We start from the raw sequence: 23,354 nt of genomic DNA on the forward strand, positions 1-23,354 counted from the left end.
AAAAACTATTCTACCGGCAATTGGACGCGGACTTCCCCGGCGGCCCAAAGCGGGGTATCAGCAGGCCAGGTCCAGTACGTCCCGCGCGCGCTGCAGGGCCACTGTTGACGAGTAGATCAGCGCCGCATCAGCGGACTGTGCCACGCGCAGGTCCAAGGCGCGGGCAAAGGATTCAACGGCAGCGGAGGTCTGCCCGGCCGTGTACTGGGTTTTGCCAAGGAACTGCAGTGCCAGGGCTTCTTTGGGGGTCCCCTGGACCTCGTGCAGCAGCTGGCGGAAGAGCTCCACGGCCCTGTCCAACCGGTTCGACACCCTCAGGACCTCTGCTTCGAACGCACGCAACCGGAAGGATTCAGGATCATTGAACCGGGCTTCGGCCAGCAGTTCGGCAGCTTCTGCCCCGTGGCCCTCGACCAGCAGCACGAAAACTCGGTCGGCGGGATCGGTGGAGGCTGCAAGCGCTTCCCTGCACGCATCTTCGTTGACGATTTGCGGCAGCAGGGTTTCAGGGTTGATCCGGATTCCCGGGAAGCCGGCCTCGGGCCATTCGGCGGTGCCTTCCATGTCGCCGTGCATCAGGAAGCGACTTCCTGGTAGGCGGCGAACAGGAGGGACGTGTCGGGGACATCCAGGATGCCCGGCTTGGCCACACCGTCCAGCACCACGAACCGCAGCAGGTCGCCACGGGACTTCTTGTCCCGCCGCATACCGTCCAGCAGGCCCTGCCACCGGTCTCGCCGGTAGGTGACCGGCAGCCCAAGTCCTTCGAGAATGCTTCGGTGCCTGTCGGCGTCGGCATCGCTCAGGCGGCCCACGCTGCGGGCAAGTTCCGCGGCGAACATCATGCCGACGGAGACGGCTGCGCCGTGCCGCCATGAGTAGCGTTCCACCAGTTCGATGGCGTGGCCCAGGGTGTGGCCGTAGTTGAGGATTTCGCGCAGCCCGGATTCCTTGAGGTCTTCGGAGACCACTTTGGCTTTGACGGCGATGGCACGTTCGATGAGCTCGCGGAGCGTCCCGGACCGCGGATCGGTGACCGCGCTAAAGTCCTTCTCCACCAGTTCGAGGATGGCGGGGTCCGCGATGAAGCCGCACTTGACCACTTCGGCCATGCCGGAAATGAGTTCGTTCTTTGGCAAGGTGTCCAGCGTGTCCAGGTCCGCCAGAACGGCTGCGGGCGGGTGGAACGCGCCCACCAGGTTCTTGCCTTCCGCGGTGTTGATGCCGGTCTTGCCGCCCACGGAGGCATCCACCATCCCCAGTAGGCTGGTGGGCATGTGGATGACTTTGACGCCGCGTAGCCACGTGGCGGCAACGAAGCCGGCCAGGTCGGTGACCGCTCCCCCGCCAACGGCGACGATGGCGTCAGACCGGGTGAAGTCGTTCTGGCCCAGGACCTGCCAGCAGAAGGCGGCAACCTGGATGTGCTTGCCTTCTTCGGCGTCGGGGATTTCCGCGGTCAGCGCGGTGAAGCCTGCGGATTCAAGGTCATCACGGACGGTGTCGCCGGTGAGCCGCAGGGCCCGGGGGTGGATGACCAGCACGCGCCGCACCCGCTCCCCCAGGATTTCCGGAAGGGTTCCCAGCAGGCCCCGCCCCACCACAACGTCGTAGTTGTTGGCGGCGGATTCACCGGTGACCTTGATGACTGTTGATGAGGTGTTCACTTTTCAACTTCCTGTTTGGCAGCTGCGTAGTTGTGCAGTGCTGCTTCCAGCCGGTTGCCGAGCTCGGATATCGAGCCCTGGCGCACGTCCAGGGTGATGTCTGCAAGCCTCTCGTAGACCGGCTTGCGGGTGGCGAACATTTCTGTCCAGCGTCCCATGGCGTCCCCTGCCAGCAGGGGGCGTCCGGAGTTGCGGGCAATGCGGGCAGCAACGGTGTTCGCATCGCATTCGAGGTAAACCACTGTGCAGCGGCCGATCAGTTGCTGCGTTCCAGAGTCCAAAACAGCACCCCCGCCGAGCGAGATCACCGTGGCCGTGCCTTGGGCCGCTTCAACGGCGGAGGCAACGGCGCGGGCCTCGATCTCGCGGAAGGCGCGTTCGCCCCGGCCCGCGAAAATGTCGGCGATGGAGCCATGACCCGCCACGATCACGGCATCCGTGTCGACGAACGGTGCACCGAGTTGCTGGGCCAGTTGCTGTCCGATGGCGGATTTGCCTACGGCCATGGGGCCGATCAGGACGACCGGCCGGATACCGACGGGCCCGGTGCTGCTCTGGGCGGGCACTACTGGCCGATCGAGTCCAGGGACGCCGGAATGTTGTCCAGGTAACCCTTGATGTTGCGGGCGGTCTCCGCCACGGAGTCCCCGCCGAATTTCTCGGTAACGGCTTCAGCCAGGACCAGAGCCACCATGGCCTCGGCCACCACGCCGGCGGCCGGAACGGCACAAACGTCGGAGCGCTGGTGATGGGCCTTGGCCGGTTCGCCGGTGCTGACGTCGATCGTTTTCAGGGCGCGGGGCACGGTGGCGATCGGCTTCATCGCGGCGCGGACACGCAAGACGTCCCCGATGCTCATGCCGCCCTCGATGCCGCCTGCGCGGTTGCTGGCACGGACGATCCGGCCGTCTTCATCGCGCACGATTTCATCGTGCGCCGCAGAGCCGCGGCGTGCAGCGGTCCGGAATCCGTCGCCCACTTCGACGCCCTTGATGGCCTGGATGCCCATGAGGGCAGCGGCCAGGCGGGAATCCAGCCGGCGGTCCCAGTGGACGTAGCTGCCCAGTCCGGGCGGCAGGCCGTACGCCAAAACCTCCACCACTCCGCCCAGGGTTTCGCCTTCCTTGTGGGCGGCGTCAACCTCGGCAACCATGGCGTCGGAGGTTTCCCGGTCAAAGCAGCGCAGCGGATCGGCGTCCAAAGCGATGACATCTGCGGGTTCGGGGAGCGGCCGGCCATCCGGTACGGAAACGCTGGCGATGGACACCGTGTGGCTGACGAGCTCGATGCCGAGGTGCTTGAGGAACTGGGCTGCCACGGTTCCCATGGCCACCCGGGTGGCGGTCTCGCGGGCGCTGGCACGCTCCAGCACGGGACGGGCTTCATCAAAGCCGTACTTCTGCATGCCGGTGAAGTCCGCGTGGCCGGGACGCGGGCGGGTCAGGGGCGCGTTGCGCGCCTGGTCGGCGAGGAGTTCCGGATCCACCGGATCCGGCGCCATGATCTGCTCCCATTTAGGCCATTCGGTGTTTCCCACCTGGACAGCCACAGGACCGCCCTGGGTCACACCGTGCCGGACGCCGCCCAGGATGGTGACAACGTCCTGTTCGAACTTCATCCGGGCGCCGCGGCCGTATCCGAGCCGGCGGCGGGCCAGGGAGTCTGCGATGTGCCCACTGGTGATTTCAACACCGGCGGGGACGCCTTCAATAATTCCCATCAGAGCCGGACCATGGGATTCACCGGCAGTCAACCAACGCAACATATCTTCCATCCTGCCACGTAGGGCGGTTACAAAGCCCGTCGGGGAAGGCCGACTGAGGCGCACATCACATCTATGACAGCTGCGTTAACGTCATCCCCGCGCCCCGTGAAAAGGCGCACCTGTTCCACTGCCTGGTACAGCAGCATCTCCAGTCCGGGGACCACGGTACCGCCACCCGCCTGCCACACCGAGGCGATCAGGCTGGGCCAGGGGTCGTAGGCAACGTCCAGCAGGACGCCCGGGGTGTCCGTCTTCAGGGCGGCGATCTCTGCGGCCAGGCCGTCCGCCGCCCGGGGCGGCAACGTGGAAATTACGACGTCGGCAGCAGCCGTGGGCAGCACGGCTTCGGCCAGCGTCAGCACGTCAAGGCCGATGCCGGCGCTTGCGGCTGCTGCACGGACGTCAGCGGTGCGGGCAGGGTCCCGTACGAATATTTGCGCACGGCGGGTTCCGAGTTCCCGCAGTGCGGCGACAGCGGACGCCGCGGTGCCGCCGCCGCCGAGGATGACCGCGGAGGGTGCGGTATCCGCTCCCGCGTGCCGGAGGGCGTTGACGATTCCAGCCACGTCGGTGTTGGAGCCGATGGCCCGCGGTCCGTGTCCGTCGTCCTCAAAGGAGACGGTATTGACCACGCCGAGGGTCCGGGCGATGCCGCGGACCTCGTCCACGTGGCCCAGCATGGCGGTCTTCAACGGCATGGTGACCGAAAGTCCGCACCATCCCGGCTGGTGGCGGACCTGCCCCATCAGGCCTGGGAGGAGCTGCTCGGTGACGTCGATAGCTGTGTAGCTGATGTCTGCACCCAACTGCCGGTAGGCAGCAAGATGCAGGGCCGGGGACTTTGAATGGCTGATCGGGTGCCCCAGCACTGCTGCCCGCAGGGTCATGTGCAGCGGCCCACGTTCGCCCGGCACCAGGAGTTGTACTGCTCAACGTAGACGTTGTGTTCGGCCAGGGTTTTGGCGAACTTGGTCTCCTTGGTGTCCAGGTTGACCGTTACCCAGAAGAGGTAGTCGTTGGTCTTGGGCCTGGCCGCGGCATCGATGGCAGTCTTGCCCGGCGAGCCAATGGGTCCCGGAGGCAGCCCGGGGTTCGCATACGTGTTGTACGGGTTGGACTTGTCCTGGCGCTGCTCGTCCGTGAAGTTGTAGCTCTTCGTCCCGAGCCCGTACGTCACGGCCGAGTCGACCTGCAGGAAGCCGCCGGTCTGGTCGTTGGGTTTGAGCCGGTTGTAGATGGCTCCGGCGACATCGCCGTATTCGGCCTGGCCGCCTTCGGCCTGGACGATGCTGGCCACGATCACGGACTGGTACTGCTTGGCGGGATCGGTGATGCCCTGGGACACGAGCTCGTCCACGGTCACCTTGACCAGGGCTTGCAGGATGTCCTTGGCGGACGTGCCCAGCGGGAAGCGGTGCTCGCCCGGAGCAAGGTAGCCCTCCAGGTTCTTGGCGTTTGCCGGCAAGCCGAACTGCGCCGGATCGTTGCTGAGCGCCTGGAGTTGCTGGATCGATACGCCGGACCCTTCGGAGATGGCTTGGAGAGATTCGTTGACCCGCAGGCCAGCGCTGAGGGCGAAGTAGATTACCTTGCCCTTGTCCTGGCCCAGGAGGACGTCTACTGCGTCCTTATTCTTCATTTGAGACTTGAAGGTGTAGTCACCCGGGGCCAGCGTGCCGCCCGAAGCGCTGAACGCCTGCAGGAACGTGTCAGCGTTGGCTACGACGCCCTTGTTTTCGAGGTCCATGGCCACGGAACGGGTGCCTTCCCCGTTGTCCACCGTCACCTGGACCTGGCCCGAGCCGGGACCCGGGAAGTCGCTGGCTTTGGTGCTGCCGAGGAGAGGCTTGAGGAACTGCGCGCCGACGGCCACGGCAGTAACGAAAACAGCGAGGGTGAGGAAGAGGGCCAGCAGCCTGCGGCGGCGGCGCACCTTCTTGGAGGGCCTGCCCACTACCTGGGTTGCCGCTGCACCGGCGATGAGGCTGTGCGCTGCGGTATCGGCATGGTGTGCGTCTTCAGAGTGGCCGGCGTGGTGGCCGGCTTCCTCCGCGTGCAGGTCGTGGTGGTAGTCGGCGTCGCCGTGGACCTGACCGTAATGGGCGTTGTCGTGGTACTCGTGACCGTCCGGGTACTGAGCCGGGTCCGCGTAGTGGGGATCGCCCGCGTACTCATGAACGTCCGTCGCCGGGTGTTCCCCGGCCGCATGCGGGTCCTGGTGGTCGTCGGCGGCGAATACCTCGCCGTGCCGGTGGTCGGGTTCGTGGGGGCCACTCACGTCGTCCGCGACGGGTTCAGGTTGCTCCGGCGCACCGTGCGCGGCCGGCTCGTGCGGTGCGGCACCATGGTGACCTCCGTCGTCGTGCGTTCCGTTGTCCAGGGTCCCGTTGTCAGGCTCCCTGTTGCCAGGGACTGCCTCCTGGATGGAAGGGGGCGCGGCCGGTGCAGCCGGCAACGGCGCTGCACCAGTGCGGCCGGTGGCCGGCTGGGCAGGGACGGCGGGGGGATCTGCGGGCTGCGGGGGCACGTCGGCACCGGTCTCGTAGGCCTGCTCAGGGACAGCGCCCTGGCCACCGGTGTCGAGGCTCTTCTCCCGTGCCCGGATCTCCTTGCGCGTCAGCGGCCTCCCTCCCCCGGCGTTCAGGGGCCCTGAGGCGTCGTCAATGTTGGCAGGGCTCACTGTTGCCTTCCATTATCTGAAAATCGGGCCGTATCCGGGGTGGCACGGACAGACTCATCCGCCCCGCTGACCCCCAGGTCCACGGACGGGGATGGCGCTGTCACGCGTGAGCCGACATCCGCTCCCCGGGCTTTCTGCATGTCGATGGCGTGCTGCAGGATGCCTGCGGCCGCGACCTGATCAACTACTTTACGGTGGTTCCTGCTGCTCATGCCAGCTTCATGCAGGTTGCGGTGCGCCGTGACGCTGCTGAGCCGCTCGTCAACCATGTTGACCGGCACGTCCAGGCCGCGGGCTGCGAGTTCGGCCGCCAGCAGACCGGCATAGTCGGAAGCCATCCTGGCCGACGCGTGTTCCTCGCCTTTCATGGTGCGGGGCATGCCCACGATGACCTGCACAGCTCCCAGCTCTTCCGCCAGCTTCACGATCAGGCGAACGTCGGAGTTCTTTTTGGTGTTCCGGTCCAGCGTTTTGTACGGCGTGGCCAGGATGGAGTCACGGTCGCAGATGGCCACCCCCACCCGGACCGTGCCAACGTCTACCCCCAGTTTGACGCCCTGGGGGTAGCCGCCGGCGGTTGCGGGATCGGCCATGTCAGGACTGGCGCCGCTCGACGGCGTCCAGGATGGCTGCCAGCGCGGCACCCACCTTGCCTGCATCGGTGCCGCCACCCTGGGCGACATCGTCCTTGCCGCCGCCGCCACCGCCGAGGACTCCGGCAGCCAGGCGAACCAGGGCTCCGGCCTTCACTCCGGCGTTCCGGGCGGCTTCGTTGGTGGCCACCAGAACGAGCGGACGGTCGTTGGCCACGCCTGCAACAGCCACCGCGGCAGGTGCCGAGCCCAGCCGGTTACGGAGGTCAAGGGCCAGGCCGCGGATGTCGTCGGCGCCGCTGACGGTACCGGCGTCATGGGCGATGAGGCTGACGCCCGCAGCGTCCCTTGCGCTGTTGACCAGCTGGGCTGCCGAAGCTGCCAGCTGTTCCTTGCGGAGCCGGTCCAGTTCCTTTTCCGTGGTCTTGAGCTTTGCAAGCGTTGCGGAGATCCGGTCGGCCAGCTGCCCCGACGGCACCTTCAGGAGATCGGTCAGCTCGGTGACGAGCGCACGCTCGGCCGCCAGGTGGCGGAAGGCCTCCATGCCCACGAAAGCTTCCACACGGCGGTTTCCGGAGCCTACGGACTGTTCGCCCAGCAGGGAAAGGCTGCCGATCAGCGAGGTGTTGGCTACGTGCGTTCCGCCGCACAGCTCGCGGGACCAGGCGCCGTCGATCTCGACGACGCGGACTTCGCTGCCGTAGTTCTCGCCGAACAGGGCCATGGCACCCAGGGCCTTCGCTTCCGCAAGGCCCATGACCTTCGTTTCCACCGCGTAGTTGTTGCGGATGGCCAGGTTTGAAACCTCTTCGATTTCTGACCGGGTGGCGGTGCTCAGGCCCTCGCCCCAGGCGAAGTCGAACCGCAGGTAGCCGGCTTTGTTGAAAGATCCGCGCTGGGTGGCTTCCGGGCCGAGGATCTGGTGCAGGGCGGCGTGCACGATGTGCGTGCCCGTGTGTGCTTGCTCGGCGGCATGGCGCCGTTCGCGGTCGACGGCGGCGCGCACCAGGGAGTCGGCGCCGATTTCACCTTCGCGGACAATCGCCTTGTGCACGCTCAGGCCCTTGACGGGGCGCTGGACATCCAGGACCTCGACCACGAAGCCGTCGCCGGTGATGAGGCCGGTATCGGCGGCCTGGCCGCCGGCCTCGGCGTAGAACGGTGTTTCCGACAGGACAAGTTCGATCTCGTCGCCGGTGGCTGCCTGCTGGACCGGACGGCCGCCGGTGAGCAGGCCGCGGACGCGGGATTCGCCGTCGAGCTCGGTATACCCCGTGAAGACCGTCTCGCCCTGGGCCAGGATCTCCTGGAAGGCGCTGAGGTCCGCATGGCCGCCCTTCTTGCCCTTGGCGTCGGCCTGGGCACGCTGGCGCTGCTCCTGCATCAGGCTGCGGAAGGCGGCTTCGTCAACCTTCAGCCCGGCTTCCTCGGCCATTTCCAGGGTGAGGTCAATGGGGAAACCGTAGGTGTCGTGGAGGGCGAAGGCGTCTTCACCGGAAAGCTGCCTGTTGGCGGCCTTGGACTCCTTGACCGCGTCCTCGAGCCTCGCCGTGCCGGACGCAATGGTCCGCAGGAAGGCCTTTTCTTCGGCGTAGGCAATCCGGCTGATCCTTGCGAAGTCAGTGTCGACAACGGGGTAGACGCCCTTCATGGCGTCGCGCGAAGCCGGCAGCAGGTCCGGGAGGCAGGCCTGCTCGACGCCGAGGAGGCGCATGGAGCGCACGGCACGGCGGATGAGGCGGCGCAGGACATAGCCACGTCCCTCGTTCGAGGGGGTCACGCCGTCGGAAATCAGCATCAGGGCGGACCGGATGTGGTCACCCACAACGCGCATCCGGACATCGTCCGTGTGGTGGGGGTCATCCGGTGTTTCCGCGGAGGTGTATTCCTTGCCGGAGAGTTCAGCGGCCTTATCGATGACGGGACGGACCTGGTCCGTCTCGTACATGTTCTCGACGCCCTGGAGGATCATGGCCAGGCGCTCCATGCCCAGGCCGGTATCGATGTTCTTCTTGGGCAGCTCACCCACGATATCGAAGTCGTCCTTGGAGCGGACGTTGTCGATCTGGTACTGCATGAACACAAGGTTCCAGATTTCGATGTACCGGGTCTCGTCAGCGAGCGGGCCGCCTTCGATCCCGTAGGCGGGTCCACGGTCATAGTAGATCTCGGAGCAGGGGCCGGCCGGGCCGGGCTGGCCGGTGTTCCAGTAGTTGTCGGCTTTGCCCATCTTCTGGATGCGCTCCGCGGGAACGCCGGTGTTCTTCAGCCACAGTTCCTTGGCTTCATCGTCTTCCTCGTACACCGTCACCCACAAGAGCTCGGGCGGCAGGCCGTACCCGCCGTCGTCAACGCTGGTGGTGAGCAGCTCCCAGGCGAACTTGATGGCGTCTTCCTTGAAGTAGTCGCCAAAGGAGAAGTTGCCGCACATCTGGAAGAAGGTGCCGTGTCGGGCGGTCTTGCCCACTTCCTCGATGTCGCCGGTGCGGATGCACTTCTGGACGCTTGTGGCCCGCGTGTAGGGCGCCTCTTCGCGGGCTGTGAGGTAGGGGATGAAAGGCACCATGCCGGCCACAGTGAACAACAGCGACGGGTCACTGGACACCAGCGATGCGGAGGGAACCGCCGTGTGGCCCTTGCTGACAAAAAAGTCCACCCAGCGCTTGGTGATCTCCTGCGATTTCATGAGCTGTTTAATACCCTTCTTGGTCCGCGGTTGACGACGCGGAAAGTTCGTTCAGGCGGCAGGGCCTGGTTGGGTTACCTGCCGGGTTGTTGCGGGCTGATGGCCCGGGGCGTCAGCTGCGGACCAGGTCCGCGGTTTCGACGCCGAGCGCACTGCGCAGGTCGGTTTCGCGTTCCTGCATCCCGGCTCGGACGGCGTCGGCGAAGTCGTAGACGCCGTCGGCAAGCCTGCCCACTGCCCTGTTGAGGCCTTCCGGACCCAGGGCGGACTGGGCCTCAGTGACCTTGCGGAAGGCGATAACGCCGATGGCCACGCCGATTCCCATCCAGACAAGTCGTTTCATGGTGTTCTTTCGGGGCTTAGCGGCTGCGGCGGCCGGTGGAGGGCTTCTTGCGGTTGGAGAGCGCGCTGCGGACGCCGTAGCTGAACGCGGCCACCTTGATCAGCGGTGAACCGACGGTGGCGGCCACCAGGGACGACAAAGCGGAAAGGTTGGCCGAAGCATCAGAGACGTTGGACGAAATGCCGTCCACCTTCTTCAGCTGCTGGTTGGTGGTGGTCACGGTGGCCGTGACCTCATCCATCAGGGGCGTCGCGCCGTCGCTCAGTGACCGGATGGACGTCCGCACCTCGTCCAGCACCTTGCCCAGCTTGAGGATGGGCACGGCGAGCAGCAGTACCAGGAGTGCAAACACTCCGGCAGCGACCAGGCCGGCGATATCGCCACCAGTCATAGACGTTCATCTCCTTGAAATTCTGTGGTCCGGAATCATCCTGTGCACCCCGCGAACCGCGTTGGGCAGATGTCCCCCAAGTACCTTACATACAAAGAAGCCCGTGGCGCTTGCCACGGGCTTCTTTGGATACGCTGCTGGGATTTAGCGTGCGTAGAATTCGACGACGAGCTGCTCTTCGCAGGTCACCGGGATTTCGGAGCGCTTGGGGCGGCGGACCAAGCGGGCCTGCAGTGCCTCAAGCTTGACGTCCAGGTAGGCCGGGACGGCAGGCAGGACATCGCGGTGCGCGCCGGCTGCTGCAACCTGGAGCGGAACCATGGTCTCGCTGCGGCTGTGGACGTGGACCAGCTGGCCCTCGCCGACGCGGAACGACGGACGGTCAACGCGGATGCCGTCAACCAGGATGTGGCGGTGCACAACCAGCTGGCGGGCCTGGGCGATGGTGCGGGCGAAGCCGGCACGCAGGACCAGGGCGTCAAGACGCATTTCGAGCAGTTCGATGAGGTTCTCACCGGTCAGGCCCTTGGTGCGGCGGGCTTCCTCGAAGGCACGGGTCATCTGTGCTTCGCGGATGCCGTACTGGGCGCGCAGGCGCTGCTTTTCGCGCAGACGTACGGCGTAGTCGGAGTCCTGCTTCTTACGGGCACGGCCATGCTCACCGGGGCCGTACGGGCGGCGCTCCATGTACTTGGCGGCCTTGGGGGTCAGAGCAATGCCGAGGGACCGCGAGAGGCGGGCCTGACGGCGAGCACGAGTGTTGTTAGCCACTTGTGTCCTTCCAATATCTGCGGTGTGTCAGTGTTACTGGCCTCCTTGATGGAGAGCATCGGCCAACCGCTGCCTTTTGCTACTGGGCGAAGGGCACAGCTCCATCAAACAAAAATTCGGTGGATTGTGCGCCTGTGCCTTGCCAGACAAACATCTACCTTAGCACGGCGGCTACTTGCCCCTGACAATCTTCCGCAGCCGTTCCAGCCTGGCGGCGATGTCGCGTTCAGCTCCGTTGCCGGTGGGCTGGTAGTAGTCCCGTCCCACCAGGTCGTCCGGTGGATACTGTTGTGCAGCCACGGCGTGCGGGGCGTCGTGGGCGTATTTATAGCCTTTCCCGTGTCCCAGTTGCTTGGAGCCCGGGTAGTGCGAGTCCCTCAGGTGGGGCGGGATGCCGTTGCCCATGCCGGCGCGCACATCGGCGATGGCCTTGTTGATGCCCATGTAGGCGGCGTTCGATTTTGGCGCCGTGGCAAGGTGGACCACTGCCTCGGCCAGGATGATCCGGCCCTCCGGCATTCCGATGAGCTGCACTGCCTGGGCGGCGGCCACGGCAGTCTGCAATGCCGTGGGATCGGCCATGCCCACGTCCTCGGCGGCTGAGATGACGATGCGGCGGGCCACGAACCGCGGGTCCTCGCCGGCCTCGAGCATGCGCGCCAGGTAGTGCAGGGCGGCGTCAACGTCGGAGCCGCGGATGGACTTAATGAACGCGCTGGCGACGTCGTAGTGCTGGTCTCCCGCCCGGTCGTAGCGGACGGCTGCGACGTCAAGGGCCCGTTCGGTGTGCTTGAGTTCCACGGTTGCCGGCCCGGTTCCGGCGTCGTCGGCATCACCGAACGCCACGCCGGCCGCGGCTTCCAGGGCGGTGAGGGCACGGCGGGCGTCGCCGCCGGACAGCCGGACCAGGTGGGCCAGGGCTTCGGGGTCCAGTTCCGCTTTGCCGTCCAGTCCGCGGGGGTCGGAAACGGCACGGCTGAGCAGCCCTTCGATGTCGGCGTCCGTGAGCGGCTTGAGGGTCAGCAGCAGGGAACGGGAAAGGAGCGGCGAGACCACCGAGAAGGACGGGTTTTCGGTGGTGGCGGCCACCAGCACCACCCAGCGGTTTTCGACGCCGGGAAGGAGTGCGTCCTGCTGGGCCTTGTTGAATCGGTGGATCTCATCAAGGAACAGCACCGTGGTGGTCTTATACAGGTCACGCGCAGTCAGGGCGTCGTCCATGACGCGGCGGACGTCTTTGACGCCGGCGGTGATGGCTGAGAGCTCCACGAACTTCCGGCCCGGCCCCCGGGCGATCACATGTGCCAGTGTGGTTTTGCCGGTCCCGGGCGGCCCCCACAGGATCAGCGAACTTGGCCCCGCCGGACCGGCGGCGTCGGCTCCGGCCGCCAGCTGGCGCAGCGGCGACCCCTGGCCCAGCAGGTGCTGCTGGCCCACAACGTCGTCAAGGGTGCGCGGCCGCATGCGGACGGCCAGCGGACTGCGTGGTGAGGAGCTGGCGGGTGCGCTGCCCGCGGCGGCCGAATCGCCGTCGTCGTCATTGCCCTGCCCCGGCCCAAAGAGATCATCCACATAGATAGGCTACTTCCAGTCACCCGGCGATCCCGCCACAGCTATCCGGAAGGAACCCGAACCCGCCATGACCACCCATGACGCCGGCAGCGGCCGCTCCCCCTCGGTCAGGACGGCGTTTGTTTCCGGTTCCCGGCTGGCCGGCTGGACAGGGCGGTTCGCCGGCAGCCACGACGGTTTCGCAATACGGGAAGACGACGACGGCGTGCGGCTCCTGGCGGGCGACGGAGCCGAAGCGCTCCTCGAAGCTCCCTGGCCCGCCCATGGGCGGCCCGGGCGGGGAGCCGACCCGCTGGAACGCCTCGCGTCGCTGGCCGCCCAGCCACGCCGGTGCGGCCTGCTCCTGGTGAGGCGCGGCGGCTATGGTGTCGGCATTGCTGCCGAGGGCCTCTTGCTGGTTTCCAAAGCGGGCACCCGGTACGTCCAGTCGCGCACCGCCGCCGGCGGCCAGTCACAGCAGCGGTTTGCCCGGCGCCGCTCCAACCAGGCTGACGCCCTGGTGGATGCCGTGGCGTTGCAGGCAGCACAGGTGTTTGCGTCCGAACCCTTCGAATATGTCGTCCCGGGTGGGGACAGGGCCCTCGCCGAAGCAGTCCTGGGGCACCCGGCACTGGCCAAGTGGGCCGGACTGCACCGCCTGGCATACCTGGACGTGCCGGAGCCCCGGGCCACCGTCGTGAAGAAAGCCGCCTCCGACGCCTGCTCCATCCGGATCACCGTCAGCGACGCGCCGGGGACGTAGACCCTGCGCTCCGGCGGTCGCCCGCCGGGGAGACGGCTGGTGCCTGCTCAGCAGCCGGTCAGGTGCCGCCTGGGCCGTTCCTGGCGGTAGGCGTAGCGGCCGGTTTCCCGGAATCCTGCGTTGGCGTACAGCGCCTGGGCACCGTGGTTCGCCGCGGTGACGAGCAGCCAGTAGCCTGCAAGGTCCCGCTCCGCCCCCGCCGTGAGCAGCGAGTCCAGGACGGCGGTCCCGTAACCAAGTCGGCGCGCCTCAGGGCTCGTCGCCATGGAGTACAGTCCGCCCCTCACCTCGGGCCCGGCGTCCGGAAGGGCAAGGCGTCCGACGGCGGCGGGCCGGCCCGCGCTGTCCCGGGCCATGGCATACACGGCGGGGCAGCCCTCGAGGATGGTGCGGGCGATGGCCAGGGCGTCGTCACCGCCGCGTCCGTCCACCGCCCACCACACGGCAAGCCACTCGCCAGAGGGAACAGATGCGAGCTCGACGGCGGGACGCGGCTCCTTAGCCCGGGCGTGGCGAGCTGGCCCCCGGGTCATGATCAGCGTTTCGGACTGCGTGGTGAAGCCCTCCGCGTCCAGGAAGGAATTGAGGACAGCCGCTTCGGCGGTGGCGGTGACCTGGAAGATCAGGGGCAGCCGGCGGCTGCGGTACCAGGACCGGGCGTCCCGCAGCAGCCCGGCAAGCTCCGGTTCCCCCGCACCGCTGGCCCGCCTCGGCCAGATCGAATTAGCCCGCTGGGTCACTCCCCCGGCGGCACGAAGAACCCAGGGGCCAAGGTCGTGGCGTTCCGGCGCGGGCCACGCCGCGTCCATGGCGGCTTCGAGGCCAGGGAATCCGGCGACGCGGTCGTCAAAGGCAGTGCTGGACACGCCGATCTCCTCCAAGGTGGGTCAAACAGGAGCAGGAGGCACCCCGACGAATCCGGGGAGCCTCCTGCCGCTCAGCTCGGTGCGTTACTTGACCGCTTCGGCCTTCCTGGCCTCGACGGGCTTGACCGCCTCAGGCTTGAAATCGACACCGGCTTCCTTGCGCTGCTGGGCAGTGATCGGTGCCGGGGCAGCGGTCAGCGGATCGAAACCGCCGCCTGACTTCGGGAAGGCGATGACGTCGCGGATGGACTCGACACCGGCCAGCAGCGAAACCACGCGGTCCCAGCCGAACGCGATGCCGCCGTGCGGGGGCGCTCCGTACTTGAAGCCCTCGAGGAGGAAGCCGAACTTGGTCTGGGCATCTTCCTTGTCCAGCCCCATCAGTTCGAAGACGCGTTCCTGCACGTCACGCTGGTGGATACGGATGGAACCGCCGCCGATCTCGTTGCCGTTGCAGACGATGTCGTAGGCGTAGGACAGCGCGGACTCGGGGTCCTTGTCGAACGTGTCGAGGAACTCCGGCTTGGGCGAGGTGAAGGCGTGGTGCACAGCGGTCCACTGGCCTGCACCCACGGCGACGTCGCCGGAAGCCACAGCAGCGGCAGCCGGTTCAAACATCGGCGCGTCGACAACCCAGCAGAAGGCCCAGTCCATGGGATCGATCAGGCCGGTGCGGTGGCCGATTTCGACACGCGCGGCACCCAGCAGGGCGCGGGACGGGGACTTTTCGCCGGCGGCAAAGAAAATGCAGTCTCCGGGCTTGGCGCCGACGGCGTCGGCCAGGCCGGCGCGTTCGGTGTCAGTCAGGTTCTTGGCGACCGGACCGGCGAGCTCGCCGTCCTCCTTGTACAGGACGTACGCCAGGCCCTTGGCGCCGCGCTGCTTGGCCCATTCCTGCCAGGCATCAAGGGCACGGCGCGCCTGCGACGCTCCCCCGGGCATGACCACGGCGCCAACGTACGGCGCTTTGAAGACGCCGAAGTTGGTGTCCTTGAAGAACTCCGTGAGCTCCGTCAGTTCCTGGCCGAAGCGAAGATCGGGCTTGTCCGACCCGTAGCGGGCCATGGCGTCCGCGTAGGTGATGCGCTGGATGGGCGTGGGGATCTCCACGTCGATGAGCTTCCAGACAGCCTTGACGATGTTCTCGCCGAGGCGGATGACGTCGTCCTGGTCCACGAAGCTGGCCTCAATGTCCAGCTGGGTGAATTCCGGCTGGCGGTCGGCGCGGAAGTCCTCGTCGCGGTAGCAGCGGGCGATCTGGTAATACTTCTCGAAACCGCCCACCTGCAGCAACTGCTTGAACAGCTGCGGGGACTGCGGCAGGGCGTACCAGGAACCCGGCGCCAGGCGGGCCGGAACCAGGAAGTCGCGGGCGCCTTCCGGCGTGGACCGGGTCAGCGTGGGCGTCTCGATCTCCACGTAACCTTCGTCATGCAGCAGGTCGCGGGCCACCCGGTTGGCTTCGGAGCGCAGCCGGATGTTGCGGCTGGGGCCGGGGCGGCGGAGATCAAGGTAGCGGTGCTTGAGTCGGGCTTCCTCGCCGACTTCCACGTGCTCGTCGATCTGGAACGGCAACGGATCGGAGGTGTTGAGCACCGTCACGTCCTCGGCGATGACTTCGATCTCACCCGTGCCAAGCGCGGGGTTTTCGTTGCCCTCGGGGCGCTTGGAGACGGTGCCGGTGACCTGCAGGACGTACTCGTTGCGCAGCCCGTGGAACACTTCCTCCTCGCGGACCACAATCTGTGCCACGCCGGACGCATCACGCAGGTCCACGAAGGCCACACCGCCGTGGTCACGGCGGCGGCCTACCCAGCCGGCCAGGGTTACGGTTTGTCCAATGTGCTCGGAACGAAGGGATCCGAGGTCATGTGTGCGAAGCACAGCACACCTTTCTAGAGGAAACGGCGGGAAAACTTAGGGAATAGGTCCCGATGACTCCGGGACCGGTCCCGTCCGAGTTTACCCGCAGGACGGAAGCCGGCGTCCACGGGCAAAGCTCCGACAGAACGGAAGCAGCGGGGAGACCTGTTCAGGAGGCCTGGGCAGGAACGGCGCCGGCGGCGGCTACCTGCACCACGAGGTCGGCGGCCGGCGGCATCCACGTCTCCGGGGCGGCGACTACCTGTTCACCGGACCGGATGTCCTTGACCTGGTGAGTGCCGTCGTCGTCCGTGAACCAGACGAACGGGATGCCCCGGCGGTCGGCGAACTTGATCTGCTTGCCGAACTTTTCCGCCTTGGCGGCAACCTCGGTGGGAATCCCCCGGCTGCGCAGCTGGGCGGCGACGTCCTGCGCAGCGCCCCAGCTGTCGTCGTGCGCGAGGGCCACCAGCACCGCCGTGGGAACGGAACGGGAAGCCTTGGCCAGGTCCTGGCTGAGGATGCGCGAAACCAGCCGGGTCACGCCGATGGACAGGCCGACGCCGGGGAACTTCCGGTTGCCCTTGGAGGCCAGGGCGTCGTACCTGCCGCCGGAGCAGATGGAACCCAGCTGTTCGTGTCCCACCAGGACGGTCTCCACCACGGTGCCCGTGTAGTAGTCGAGGCCGCGGGCAATACTGAGGTCCGCCAGCACCTTGCCGGGTGCGCGCTGGACCGCGGCGTCGATGACCTGCTCCAGCTCGTTAAGGCCCTCTTCGAGCAGGTCGTTGCTGACGCCGAGGGCACGGACCTGGGCCACGAAGGACAGGTCCCCGGTGCGGATGCCGGCAAGCTGCAGGGCCTTCTGCGCCTGCTCGTCGGTGGCGCCAAGTTCGGATTTCAGGAGTTCGGCAACCTTGGCCGGACCGATTTTTTCCAGCTTGTCGATGCTGCGCAGGACCCCGGCCGTGTCCGTCAGGCCGATGCCGCGGTAGAAGCCTTCCGCCAGTTTGCGGTTATTGACCCGCAGCTGGAAGTCCGGAATGGGAAGAGCACTAAGTGCCTCGGCGATCACCAGGGCGATTTCAACGTCATAGCGGAACGGCAGCTCGCCATCGCCCACGACGTCGATGTCCGCCTGGGTGAATTCCCGGGCGCGGCCTTCCTGGGGGCGTTCGCCGCGCCAGACCTTCTGGATCTGGTACCGCCGGAAGGGGAAGGCCAGGTAGCCGGCGTTTTCGACGACGTAGCGGGCGAAGGGCACCGTCAGGTCAAAGTGCAGCGCCAGCGCGTGCTGGTCGGCTTTTCCACCCCGGTCCGGGGTCCCGCCCTCATCGTCCTGGAGCCGGCTGAGCCCGTACACTTCCTTGTCGATCTCGCCCTTGCGCAGCAGTTGTCCCACGGTCTCCACTGACCGCGTCTCAATCGAGGCGAAGCCGTGCAGCTCAAAGACGCGGCGCAGGGTATCCAGGACATGTTGCTCCACCAGCCGCTCCTCGGGAAGCCACTCGGGGAATCCGGACAGGGAGGCGGTGCGTGCCATGGAAGTTCTCTCCTCTTAAGGGTGCCGGACGGCGGCCGCGTCCCGCCCGTCGGGGGCGCCCTGCGGCGGCTGTCCAGCCAGTCATGCATAAACTATGTGCGGCAGTCAGTTTATGCGTCATCGGTGTGCATCTCTAATACGCCGGACCTGCAGGGCCTGGCAGTCAGAGGACTGTACCCGGTGCCATCCAGGCCCCTGGCGCAACCAGGCAGTACAGAGACATCACAGCCACACATGAGGAGGAGCCTTGGCGGCCAGTTCACGCAGTGCCCGCGAAGCAAAACGGCGTATCCACCAGATGGAGGCCAAACGCGAGCTGAGGCGGGACCAGGAACAGCGTCGCAAACGCGACAACCTGATCGCCGCCGGCGCCGGAACCGCCGCCGTGGTGCTCGCCGTCGTGCTTCAGCTGACGGCCTTCGCCGGCAACCCCACCGAGGATGAGTTTGCCGCCACCGAGGCCGGCCTCACCAACCCGTCGGAGTCGGCCACTCCGTCAGCCCCGGCAACGAACGGGCCCAACATTCCCGCCGCCGGCACCGCGGCGGGAAAGACGTTCACCGGGGACCTCGTGCTGAACGGCAAGCCGCTGGGCGTTGAACTCAACGGAACCACGGCACCGCAGGCCGCGGCGGTCTTCAAGTCCCTCAGCGACGAGGGCTTCTACAACGGCAAGAGCTGCCACCGTCTCACCACTTCGGACGCCTTCGGGGTACTGCAGTGCGGCTCCGCGAACGGCGACGGGCAGGGCGATCCCAACTACACGTGGGGCCCCCTGGAAAACACCCCGGCGGACAACTCCTACCCGGCCGGAACCATAGCCGTGGCACGGAGCGGCAACAACGCTTACGGCAACGGAACGCAGTTCTTCATCGTCTACAAAGACACGAACATTCCGGCTGATTCCGCCGGCGGCTACACAGTGGTGGGCAAGGTGACATCGGGACTGGACGTGGTGACCGGCATCGCTGCCGCAGGGATCACCCCGGGCAGCAGCGACACAGACGGCGCGCCCGTTCAAGCAGTCACGATAGACTCGTTTTCTCTGAAGTAGGAAGCCCGGCCATGGCGGCCGCGGTGCAGGACGTGAGCAGTTCCCTCCAAGCGAAAGACTTTTAGCGGTGACAGACAGTCAGAAATCCGACGAAACAGCAGCAGACGTAACCGAAACGGCGGCTCCCGCCACGGACGCAGATCCTGCAGCAACCAGCGCAACGGCCCCGGAGGCCGCCACCGAAGGCGCGGAGGAGCCCGGCGCTCAGCCAGAACAGGATGCCGAGGCTCCTGCCCCGGATGCAGAACCGGCAGCCCCTGCCCCGTCTCCGGCGCCCGGACCCCGGCCTTCGGCCCCGTCCCCCGCAGCTTTCGCGTCACGCCCCAAGCCGGCGGCAGCCGCTCCGGCCGCTGCCGTGGCACCCGCCGCCCCCGCCACCTCACCCGCTGAAGCAGCCAAGTGGGGACGCGTGGAAGGCGATGGCCACGTCTTCCTGACGATCGACGGCGGAGAACACGCCGTCGGGCAGTACCCGGGCGTCAGCGATGACGAAGCGCTGGCTTACTTCGCGCGGAAGTACGACGACGTCGTGGCCCAGATCGTGCTCCTTGAACAGCGCGTAAGCTCCAAGGCCCCCAGCACGGACATGCAGAAGACCGTCACCCACCTGCACGAACAGCTTGCCGAACGCAACATGGTGGGCGACCTCCGGGCGGCAGAAGCCCGCTTGGACACCCTGGCAACCCACATCGCCGAGCTTGAAAAGACGGAAAAGGCAGAGCACGACGCCGTCCGGGCCGCCGAACTTGCCGCCCGCGAAGCCATCGTGGCCGAGGCAGAGGAGATCTCCGGGCAGGACCCGGCTCAGACCCAGTGGAAGACCTCCAGCGCCCGGATGAACGAGCTGTTCGAAAACTGGAAGGCCGCACAGAAGAGCGGCGTCCGGCTGGGCCGCAGCAACGAGGACGCCCTCTGGAAGCGCTTCAGGGCCGCCCGTACCGTTTTTGACCGGCACCGCCGGGCCTACTTCTCCCAGCTGGACAGCAACAATTCCGCTGCGAAGACCGCCAAGGAAAAGCTGATTTCCGAGGCAGAAGCGCTCTCGAGCTCCACTGACTGGGGCTACGCCGCGGGCGAATACCGCCGCCTCATGGACCAGTGGAAGGCATCTCCGCGCGCCAGCCGCAAGGACGATGACGCGCTCTGGGCACGTTTCCGCGCCGCGCAGGATGTCTTCTTCACGTCACGGCAGGCTGCCAACGACGAGATCGACCAGGAGTACGCCGCAAACCTGACCGTCAAGGAAGCCCTCCTGGCCGAAGCCACCACGATTCTCCCGATCAAGGACCTGGCGGCTGCCAAGAAGTCGCTGCAGTCCGTCCGGGACCGGTGGGAAGAGGCCGGAAAGGTCCCGCGCGCGGACATGGGCAGGATCGAAGCCGGCCTGCGCAAGGTCGAAGACGCCGTCCGGCAGGCCGAAGAAGAGCAGTGGCAGCGTTCAAACCCCGAACGCAAGGCGCGTACCAACAGCGCCCTGTCACAGCTCGAGAGCGCCATTGCCGGCCTGCAGGATGACCTTGCCAAGGCGGAACAGAGCGGCGACGAGCGCAAGATCAAGGCAGCCAGGGAAGCCCTCGAGGCACGCCAGGCGTGGCTGGACCAGATCCAGCGTTCAGCCAGCGAACTGAGCTGACGCCTCCTTCCTGTTTGACGACGCCGCAGGCCCGGTTCCGGTTATCCACATAACCCGAACCGGGCCTGCGTGTATCCGGACCTCCTTGGCAGGATGGAGGAATGGCCTCACCATCTGATTCCACGCCGGCCGGAGCGGGGAGGGAGCATCTGCCGCCGCACCCCACGGCTCCGGCGCGGTTCCCGGAACTCTACGCACCCGGGCGGCCTTTCGCCGGGCCGGAACTGCAGTCACTGGCTGCCGACGGGATCCTGGCCCGCTTCCACCAGCATGGCTACACGCTCCCGGGATTTGCCGCCAACGCCCAGTTGCGCGCCCGTGCTGCCGCCGGTTCCGTGCCGCCCCAGGTCCGGCAGCGGGTCGTGGCGGGACGGATGACTGCAGCCTGGATCTACGGCTGCGCTGACGAGCCAGACCGCCTTGCCCTCCTGGTGGACGCCAAGCGCCGCGTTTCGAGCCTGCGGAATACCCGGGGCTGCACGCTGCACGAGGTGAAGCTGGGTCCCTTCGATGTGGTCAGCCTGGGCGGACTCATGGTGTCCAGCCCCCTGCGGACGGCTCTGGATATCGCCCTGCACGTAGATGCAGAACGTGCCGTACCCACGCTGGCAAACCTCCTGGCCCGCCCCGAAAAGGACGTGCGGTTGCGGCTGCTGGTGCTCGCTATCGAGGCGACCCCGCGCGTCCCGCATAAAAAGGCGGCACTGGAAAAGCTTTCCCGGCTAGCTCCGGCGCTTGTTCCCGGTGGTGCGGTAGACGTCAAAAACCCCGTCGATCCGGCGGACGGCGCTGAGGACGTGGCTGAGGTACTTGGGGTCCCCCATCTCGAAAGCAAACTTTGAAATGGCCACCCTGTCGGTGGAGGTGTGAACGCTGGCGGCCAGGATGTTCACATGGTTTTCCGACAGGATCCGTGTCACGTCCGAGAGCAGTGACTTGCGGTCGAGCGCCTCAACCTGGATCTCCACCAGGAACACGCTGGACTGGGTAGGTGCCCAATCCACGTCAACAATCCTGTCCGGCTGGTCCTTGAGGTCCGAGATGTTGGTGCAGTCTGTGCGGTGCACAGACACCCCTGATCCACGTGTGACGAAGCCGAGGATGGGGTCCGGCGGCACGGGTGTACAGCAACGCGCCAGCTTGACCCACACATCTCCCACACCGCGGACCACAACACCGGAATCGGAGAAGCGGGCCTTGGTGACCTGGGTGGGAATGCTGACTTCGCTGATGTCGTCGTCAGCGTTTTCGGTGCCGCCGAGGCTTTCGACGAGCTTCTCCATGACGGACTGCGCGGACGTGTGGCCGTCTCCCACCCCGGCGTACAGGCCGGAAATGTCCACGTACTTGAATTCTTCGGCAACGGCGGCCAGGGCCTCGTGCGTCATTAGCCGCTGCAGCGGAAGGTTCTGCTTCCGCATGGCACGGGTCAGCAGTTCCTTCCCGCGGTCAATCGCTTCTTCGCGGCGTTCCTTGCTGAACCACTGGCGGATCTTGTTCCGTGCCCTGGCGCTCTTGACGAAGTGTTGCCAGTCCTGGCTGGGCCCCGCGCCTTCAGCTTTGGAGGTGAAGATTTCCACCCAGTCGCCGTGGTTGAGTTCACTGTTGAGGGGAACCAGTTTTCCGTTGACGCGGGCACCGATGGTGCGGTGCCCAACCTCGGTGTGGACCGCGTAGGCGAAGTCCACCGGTGTGGACCCGGCAGGCAGCGCCATGACCTCGCCCTTGGGCGTGAAGACGAAGACTTCGCGGGCGTTGATCTCGAATCGGAGCGAATCGAGGAATTCGCCCGGATCGGAGGTCTCCTGCTGCCAGTCAACCAGGGAACGCAGCCACCCCATGTCGCCGTCCCGGGGGCTCCCGGGGCCCACCGCCGTACGGTTGGGCTGGTCCTTGTACTTCCAGTGCGCCGCCACGCCGTACTCTGCGCGGCGGTGCATTTCATGGGTGCGGATCTGGATTTCCACGGGCTTGCCGCCGGGGCCGATGACCGTGGTGTGCAGGGACTGGTACATGTTGAACTTGGGCATCGCAATGTAGTCCTTGAACCTGCCGGGCAGCGGGTTCCAGCGCGAGTGCATGGTGCCAAGTGCGGCGTAGCAGTCCCGGACGGAGTCAACGAGGACCCGGACGCCCATGAGGTCGTTGATGTCGTCGAAGTCCTTGTCCCGGACAATCATCTTCTGGTAGATCGAGTAATAGTGCTTCGGACGGCCCGTGATGGTCGCCTTGATCTTGGCCGTGCGGAGGTCGTCGGTGATCTGGTCGCGGATGACGCCCAGGCTCTTCTCACGCTCCGGGGTCCTGTCCCCCACCATCCGGACAATCTCCTCGTAGACCTTCGGATACAGCGCTGCGAAGGACAGGTCTTCGAGTTCCCACTTGATGGTGTTCATGCCCAGGCGGTGTGCCAGCGGCGCGAAGATTTCGAGTGTTTCGCGGGCCTTGCGGGCGGACGATTCGGCGGAGACGAACCGCCAGGTCCTGGCGTTGTGCAACCGGTCCGCGAGCTTGATCATGAGCACCCGGATGTCCTTGGCCATGGCGACCACCATTTTGCGGACGGTCTCCGACTGTGCCGCTTCGCCGAAGCTGACCTTGTCCAGTTTGGTCACGCCGTCCACCAGCATGGCCACTTCGGGACCGAAATCACGCTTCAGGTCCGCCAGGGTGTAAGGGGTGTCCTCAACGGTGTCGTGCAGGAGTGCTGCGGCGAGGGTGGTCCCGCTCAAACCGAGTTCGGCAAGAATGGTGGCCACCGCCACCGGGTGCGTGATGTAGGGGTCGCCACTCTTGCGTTTCTGGCCCCGGTGGCTGCGCTCAGCAACGTCGAACGCGCGCTGGATGAGGTCGAAGTCCTCTTTGGGGTTGTTGGCCCGGACGGTGCGCAGCAGCGGCTCAAGGATGGGTGAGTAGGTGGCGGCGCCGCGGCCGGTCAGGCGGGCCAGCCTCGAACGGGTGCGCTCCCTGCGGCCGGGGAACGTGGCGCGGGTGCCGGAGTTGTCCACCGGCACCAAGGAACCGGGGCGCGCCGATGCAGCCACCCCGGTATGGCCACCGGTGGAATTGTTTTCTCCCTGAGCCGTTGGCACCGACGCCGAACGTTCTTCCAATGAAGCACCCCTCACCACCGTCTTAATTACCTCAGTCTATTCCTCAGGACGCAGAGATTTATAACCGGGACA

General features: G+C 66.4%; 20 protein-coding genes. 4 read left to right on the forward strand and 16 right to left on the reverse strand.

The genetic code is table 11. The features are described from left to right. Positions 1 to 57: 57 nt before the first annotated feature. The 12 genes from ACP3TD_RS11030 to ACP3TD_RS11085 form a co-directional block, all read right to left on the reverse strand. Positions 58 to 576 carry a tetratricopeptide repeat protein gene (locus tag ACP3TD_RS11030; RefSeq protein ID WP_426762931.1) on the reverse strand — a complete coding sequence of 173 codons (519 nt, stop codon included), beginning with the start codon at positions 574 to 576 and terminating at the stop codon, positions 58 to 60. Further along, positions 576 to 1,667, reverse strand: a complete 1,092-nt coding sequence (gene aroB, locus ACP3TD_RS11035; protein ID WP_426762933.1) for a 3-dehydroquinate synthase — start codon at positions 1,665 to 1,667, stop codon at positions 576 to 578. The genes ACP3TD_RS11030 and aroB overlap by 1 nt, the downstream gene beginning before the upstream one ends. Next, a complete protein-coding gene (locus ACP3TD_RS11040; RefSeq protein ID WP_426767205.1) occupies positions 1,664 to 2,173 on the reverse strand; it encodes a shikimate kinase in 510 nt (169 codons plus the stop codon). The genes aroB and ACP3TD_RS11040 overlap by 4 nt, the downstream gene beginning before the upstream one ends. Before the next feature lie 59 nt (positions 2,174 to 2,232). Then, positions 2,233 to 3,432 (reverse strand): chorismate synthase, encoded by a 1,200-nt coding sequence (gene aroC, locus ACP3TD_RS11045; protein ID WP_015937203.1) that lies wholly within the window; start codon positions 3,430 to 3,432, stop codon positions 2,233 to 2,235. Positions 3,433 to 3,458: 26 nt separating this feature from the next. Continuing rightward, positions 3,459 to 4,319: a shikimate dehydrogenase gene (locus ACP3TD_RS11050; RefSeq protein WP_426762935.1), complete on the reverse strand. Its 861-nt coding sequence runs from the start codon at positions 4,317 to 4,319 to the stop codon at positions 3,459 to 3,461. Continuing rightward, entirely contained in the window at positions 4,316 to 6,112 is a 1,797-nt protein-coding gene (gene mltG / locus ACP3TD_RS11055; RefSeq protein WP_426762937.1) for an endolytic transglycosylase MltG, read from the reverse strand. The genes ACP3TD_RS11050 and mltG overlap by 4 nt, the downstream gene beginning before the upstream one ends. Further along, a complete protein-coding gene (gene ruvX / locus ACP3TD_RS11060; protein ID WP_426762939.1) occupies positions 6,109 to 6,705 on the reverse strand; it encodes a Holliday junction resolvase RuvX in 597 nt (198 codons plus the stop codon). The genes mltG and ruvX overlap by 4 nt, the downstream gene beginning before the upstream one ends. 1 nt (position 6,706) lies before the next feature. Next, on the reverse strand, positions 6,707 to 9,391 hold the full coding sequence (gene alaS, locus ACP3TD_RS11065) for an alanine--tRNA ligase (RefSeq protein WP_426762941.1): 2,685 nt from the start codon (positions 9,389 to 9,391) through the stop codon (positions 6,707 to 6,709). A 112-nt stretch (positions 9,392 to 9,503) separates the two neighbouring features. Then, positions 9,504 to 9,734: a DUF6167 family protein gene (locus ACP3TD_RS11070; RefSeq protein ID WP_015937208.1), complete on the reverse strand. Its 231-nt coding sequence runs from the start codon at positions 9,732 to 9,734 to the stop codon at positions 9,504 to 9,506. 16 nt (positions 9,735 to 9,750) lie between these two features. Continuing rightward, positions 9,751 to 10,125, reverse strand: coding sequence for a DUF948 domain-containing protein (locus tag ACP3TD_RS11075; RefSeq protein WP_015937209.1), 375 nt, complete (start codon positions 10,123 to 10,125; stop codon positions 9,751 to 9,753). 144 nt (positions 10,126 to 10,269) lie between these two features. Beyond that, a complete protein-coding gene (rpsD, locus tag ACP3TD_RS11080; RefSeq protein ID WP_015937210.1) occupies positions 10,270 to 10,896 on the reverse strand; it encodes a 30S ribosomal protein S4 in 627 nt (208 codons plus the stop codon). A 171-nt stretch (positions 10,897 to 11,067) separates the two neighbouring features. Beyond that, a complete protein-coding gene (locus ACP3TD_RS11085; RefSeq protein WP_426762943.1) occupies positions 11,068 to 12,468 on the reverse strand; it encodes a replication-associated recombination protein A in 1,401 nt (466 codons plus the stop codon). 67 nt (positions 12,469 to 12,535) lie between these two features. Between ACP3TD_RS11085 and ACP3TD_RS11090 the strand changes: the two genes are divergently transcribed. Next, positions 12,536 to 13,210, forward strand: coding sequence for an acVLRF1 family peptidyl-tRNA hydrolase (locus tag ACP3TD_RS11090; RefSeq protein ID WP_426762945.1), 675 nt, complete (start codon positions 12,536 to 12,538; stop codon positions 13,208 to 13,210). A 47-nt stretch (positions 13,211 to 13,257) separates the two neighbouring features. Here ACP3TD_RS11090 and ACP3TD_RS11095 read toward each other — a convergent pair whose 3' ends face one another. From ACP3TD_RS11095 to hisS, 3 genes are all read right to left on the reverse strand, one after another. Beyond that, the gene (locus ACP3TD_RS11095; RefSeq protein WP_426762947.1) at positions 13,258 to 14,076 is read right to left on the reverse strand and encodes a GNAT family N-acetyltransferase; all 819 of its coding nucleotides are present in this window, start codon (positions 14,074 to 14,076) and stop codon (positions 13,258 to 13,260) included. An 84-nt stretch (positions 14,077 to 14,160) separates the two neighbouring features. After that, on the reverse strand, positions 14,161 to 15,960 hold the full coding sequence (aspS, locus tag ACP3TD_RS11100) for an aspartate--tRNA ligase (protein ID WP_426762948.1): 1,800 nt from the start codon (positions 15,958 to 15,960) through the stop codon (positions 14,161 to 14,163). A gap of 148 nt (positions 15,961 to 16,108) precedes the next feature. Beyond that, positions 16,109 to 17,482 carry a histidine--tRNA ligase gene (gene hisS, locus ACP3TD_RS11105; RefSeq protein WP_426762949.1) on the reverse strand — a complete coding sequence of 458 codons (1,374 nt, stop codon included), beginning with the start codon at positions 17,480 to 17,482 and terminating at the stop codon, positions 16,109 to 16,111. 247 nt (positions 17,483 to 17,729) lie between these two features. On the opposite strand from hisS, the gene ACP3TD_RS11110 reads away from it, so the two are divergent. The 3 genes from ACP3TD_RS11110 to ACP3TD_RS11120 all read left to right on the forward strand — a co-directional run bounded on the left by ACP3TD_RS11110 (position 17,730) and on the right by ACP3TD_RS11120 (position 21,011). Beyond that, positions 17,730 to 18,536 (forward strand): peptidylprolyl isomerase, encoded by an 807-nt coding sequence (locus tag ACP3TD_RS11110; protein WP_426762950.1) that lies wholly within the window; start codon positions 17,730 to 17,732, stop codon positions 18,534 to 18,536. Between the two features lie 67 nt (positions 18,537 to 18,603). Next, on the forward strand, positions 18,604 to 20,169 hold the full coding sequence (locus tag ACP3TD_RS11115; protein WP_426762952.1) for a DUF349 domain-containing protein: 1,566 nt from the start codon (positions 18,604 to 18,606) through the stop codon (positions 20,167 to 20,169). A 101-nt stretch (positions 20,170 to 20,270) separates the two neighbouring features. Then, positions 20,271 to 21,011: a hypothetical protein gene (locus tag ACP3TD_RS11120; protein ID WP_426762953.1), complete on the forward strand. Its 741-nt coding sequence runs from the start codon at positions 20,271 to 20,273 to the stop codon at positions 21,009 to 21,011. Here the strand turns inward: ACP3TD_RS11120 and ACP3TD_RS11125 are convergent. Beyond that, a complete protein-coding gene (locus ACP3TD_RS11125) occupies positions 20,892 to 23,282 on the reverse strand; it encodes a RelA/SpoT family protein (RefSeq protein WP_426762954.1) in 2,391 nt (796 codons plus the stop codon). The genes ACP3TD_RS11120 and ACP3TD_RS11125 overlap by 120 nt on opposite strands. Between the last annotated feature and the right edge of the window lie 72 nt (positions 23,283 to 23,354).

Origin of the sequence: Pseudarthrobacter sp. 1G09, from assembly GCF_050038305.1 — a bacterium.
In the GTDB taxonomy this organism is placed as follows: Bacteria; Actinomycetota; Actinomycetes; order Actinomycetales; family Micrococcaceae; genus Arthrobacter; species Arthrobacter equi.

What these genes read in the sequence shown, in the direction of transcription:
- ACP3TD_RS11030 (WP_426762931.1), bottom strand. Translation starts at nt 576, where the DNA reads ATGCACGGCGACATGGAAGGCACCGCCGAATGGCCCGAGGCCGGCTTC.
- ACP3TD_RS11120 (WP_426762953.1), top strand. Translation starts at nt 20,271, where the DNA reads ATGGCCTCACCATCTGATTCCACGCCGGCCGGAGCGGGGAGGGAGCAT.
- ruvX (WP_426762939.1), bottom strand. Translation starts at nt 6,705, where the DNA reads ATGGCCGATCCCGCAACCGCCGGCGGCTACCCCCAGGGCGTCAAACTG.
- hisS (WP_426762949.1), bottom strand. Translation starts at nt 17,482, where the DNA reads ATGGCACGCACCGCCTCCCTGTCCGGATTCCCCGAGTGGCTTCCCGAG.
- alaS (WP_426762941.1), bottom strand. Translation starts at nt 9,391, where the DNA reads ATGAAATCGCAGGAGATCACCAAGCGCTGGGTGGACTTTTTTGTCAGC.
- aroC (WP_015937203.1), bottom strand. Translation starts at nt 3,432, where the DNA reads ATGTTGCGTTGGTTGACTGCCGGTGAATCCCATGGTCCGGCTCTGATG.
- ACP3TD_RS11070 (WP_015937208.1), bottom strand. Translation starts at nt 9,734, where the DNA reads ATGAAACGACTTGTCTGGATGGGAATCGGCGTGGCCATCGGCGTTATC.
- ACP3TD_RS11040 (WP_426767205.1), bottom strand. Translation starts at nt 2,173, where the DNA reads ATGGCCGTAGGCAAATCCGCCATCGGACAGCAACTGGCCCAGCAACTC.
- ACP3TD_RS11075 (WP_015937209.1), bottom strand. Translation starts at nt 10,125, where the DNA reads ATGACTGGTGGCGATATCGCCGGCCTGGTCGCTGCCGGAGTGTTTGCA.
- ACP3TD_RS11050 (WP_426762935.1), bottom strand. Translation starts at nt 4,319, where the DNA reads ATGACCCTGCGGGCAGCAGTGCTGGGGCACCCGATCAGCCATTCAAAG.
- ACP3TD_RS11090 (WP_426762945.1), top strand. Translation starts at nt 12,536, where the DNA reads ATGACCACCCATGACGCCGGCAGCGGCCGCTCCCCCTCGGTCAGGACG.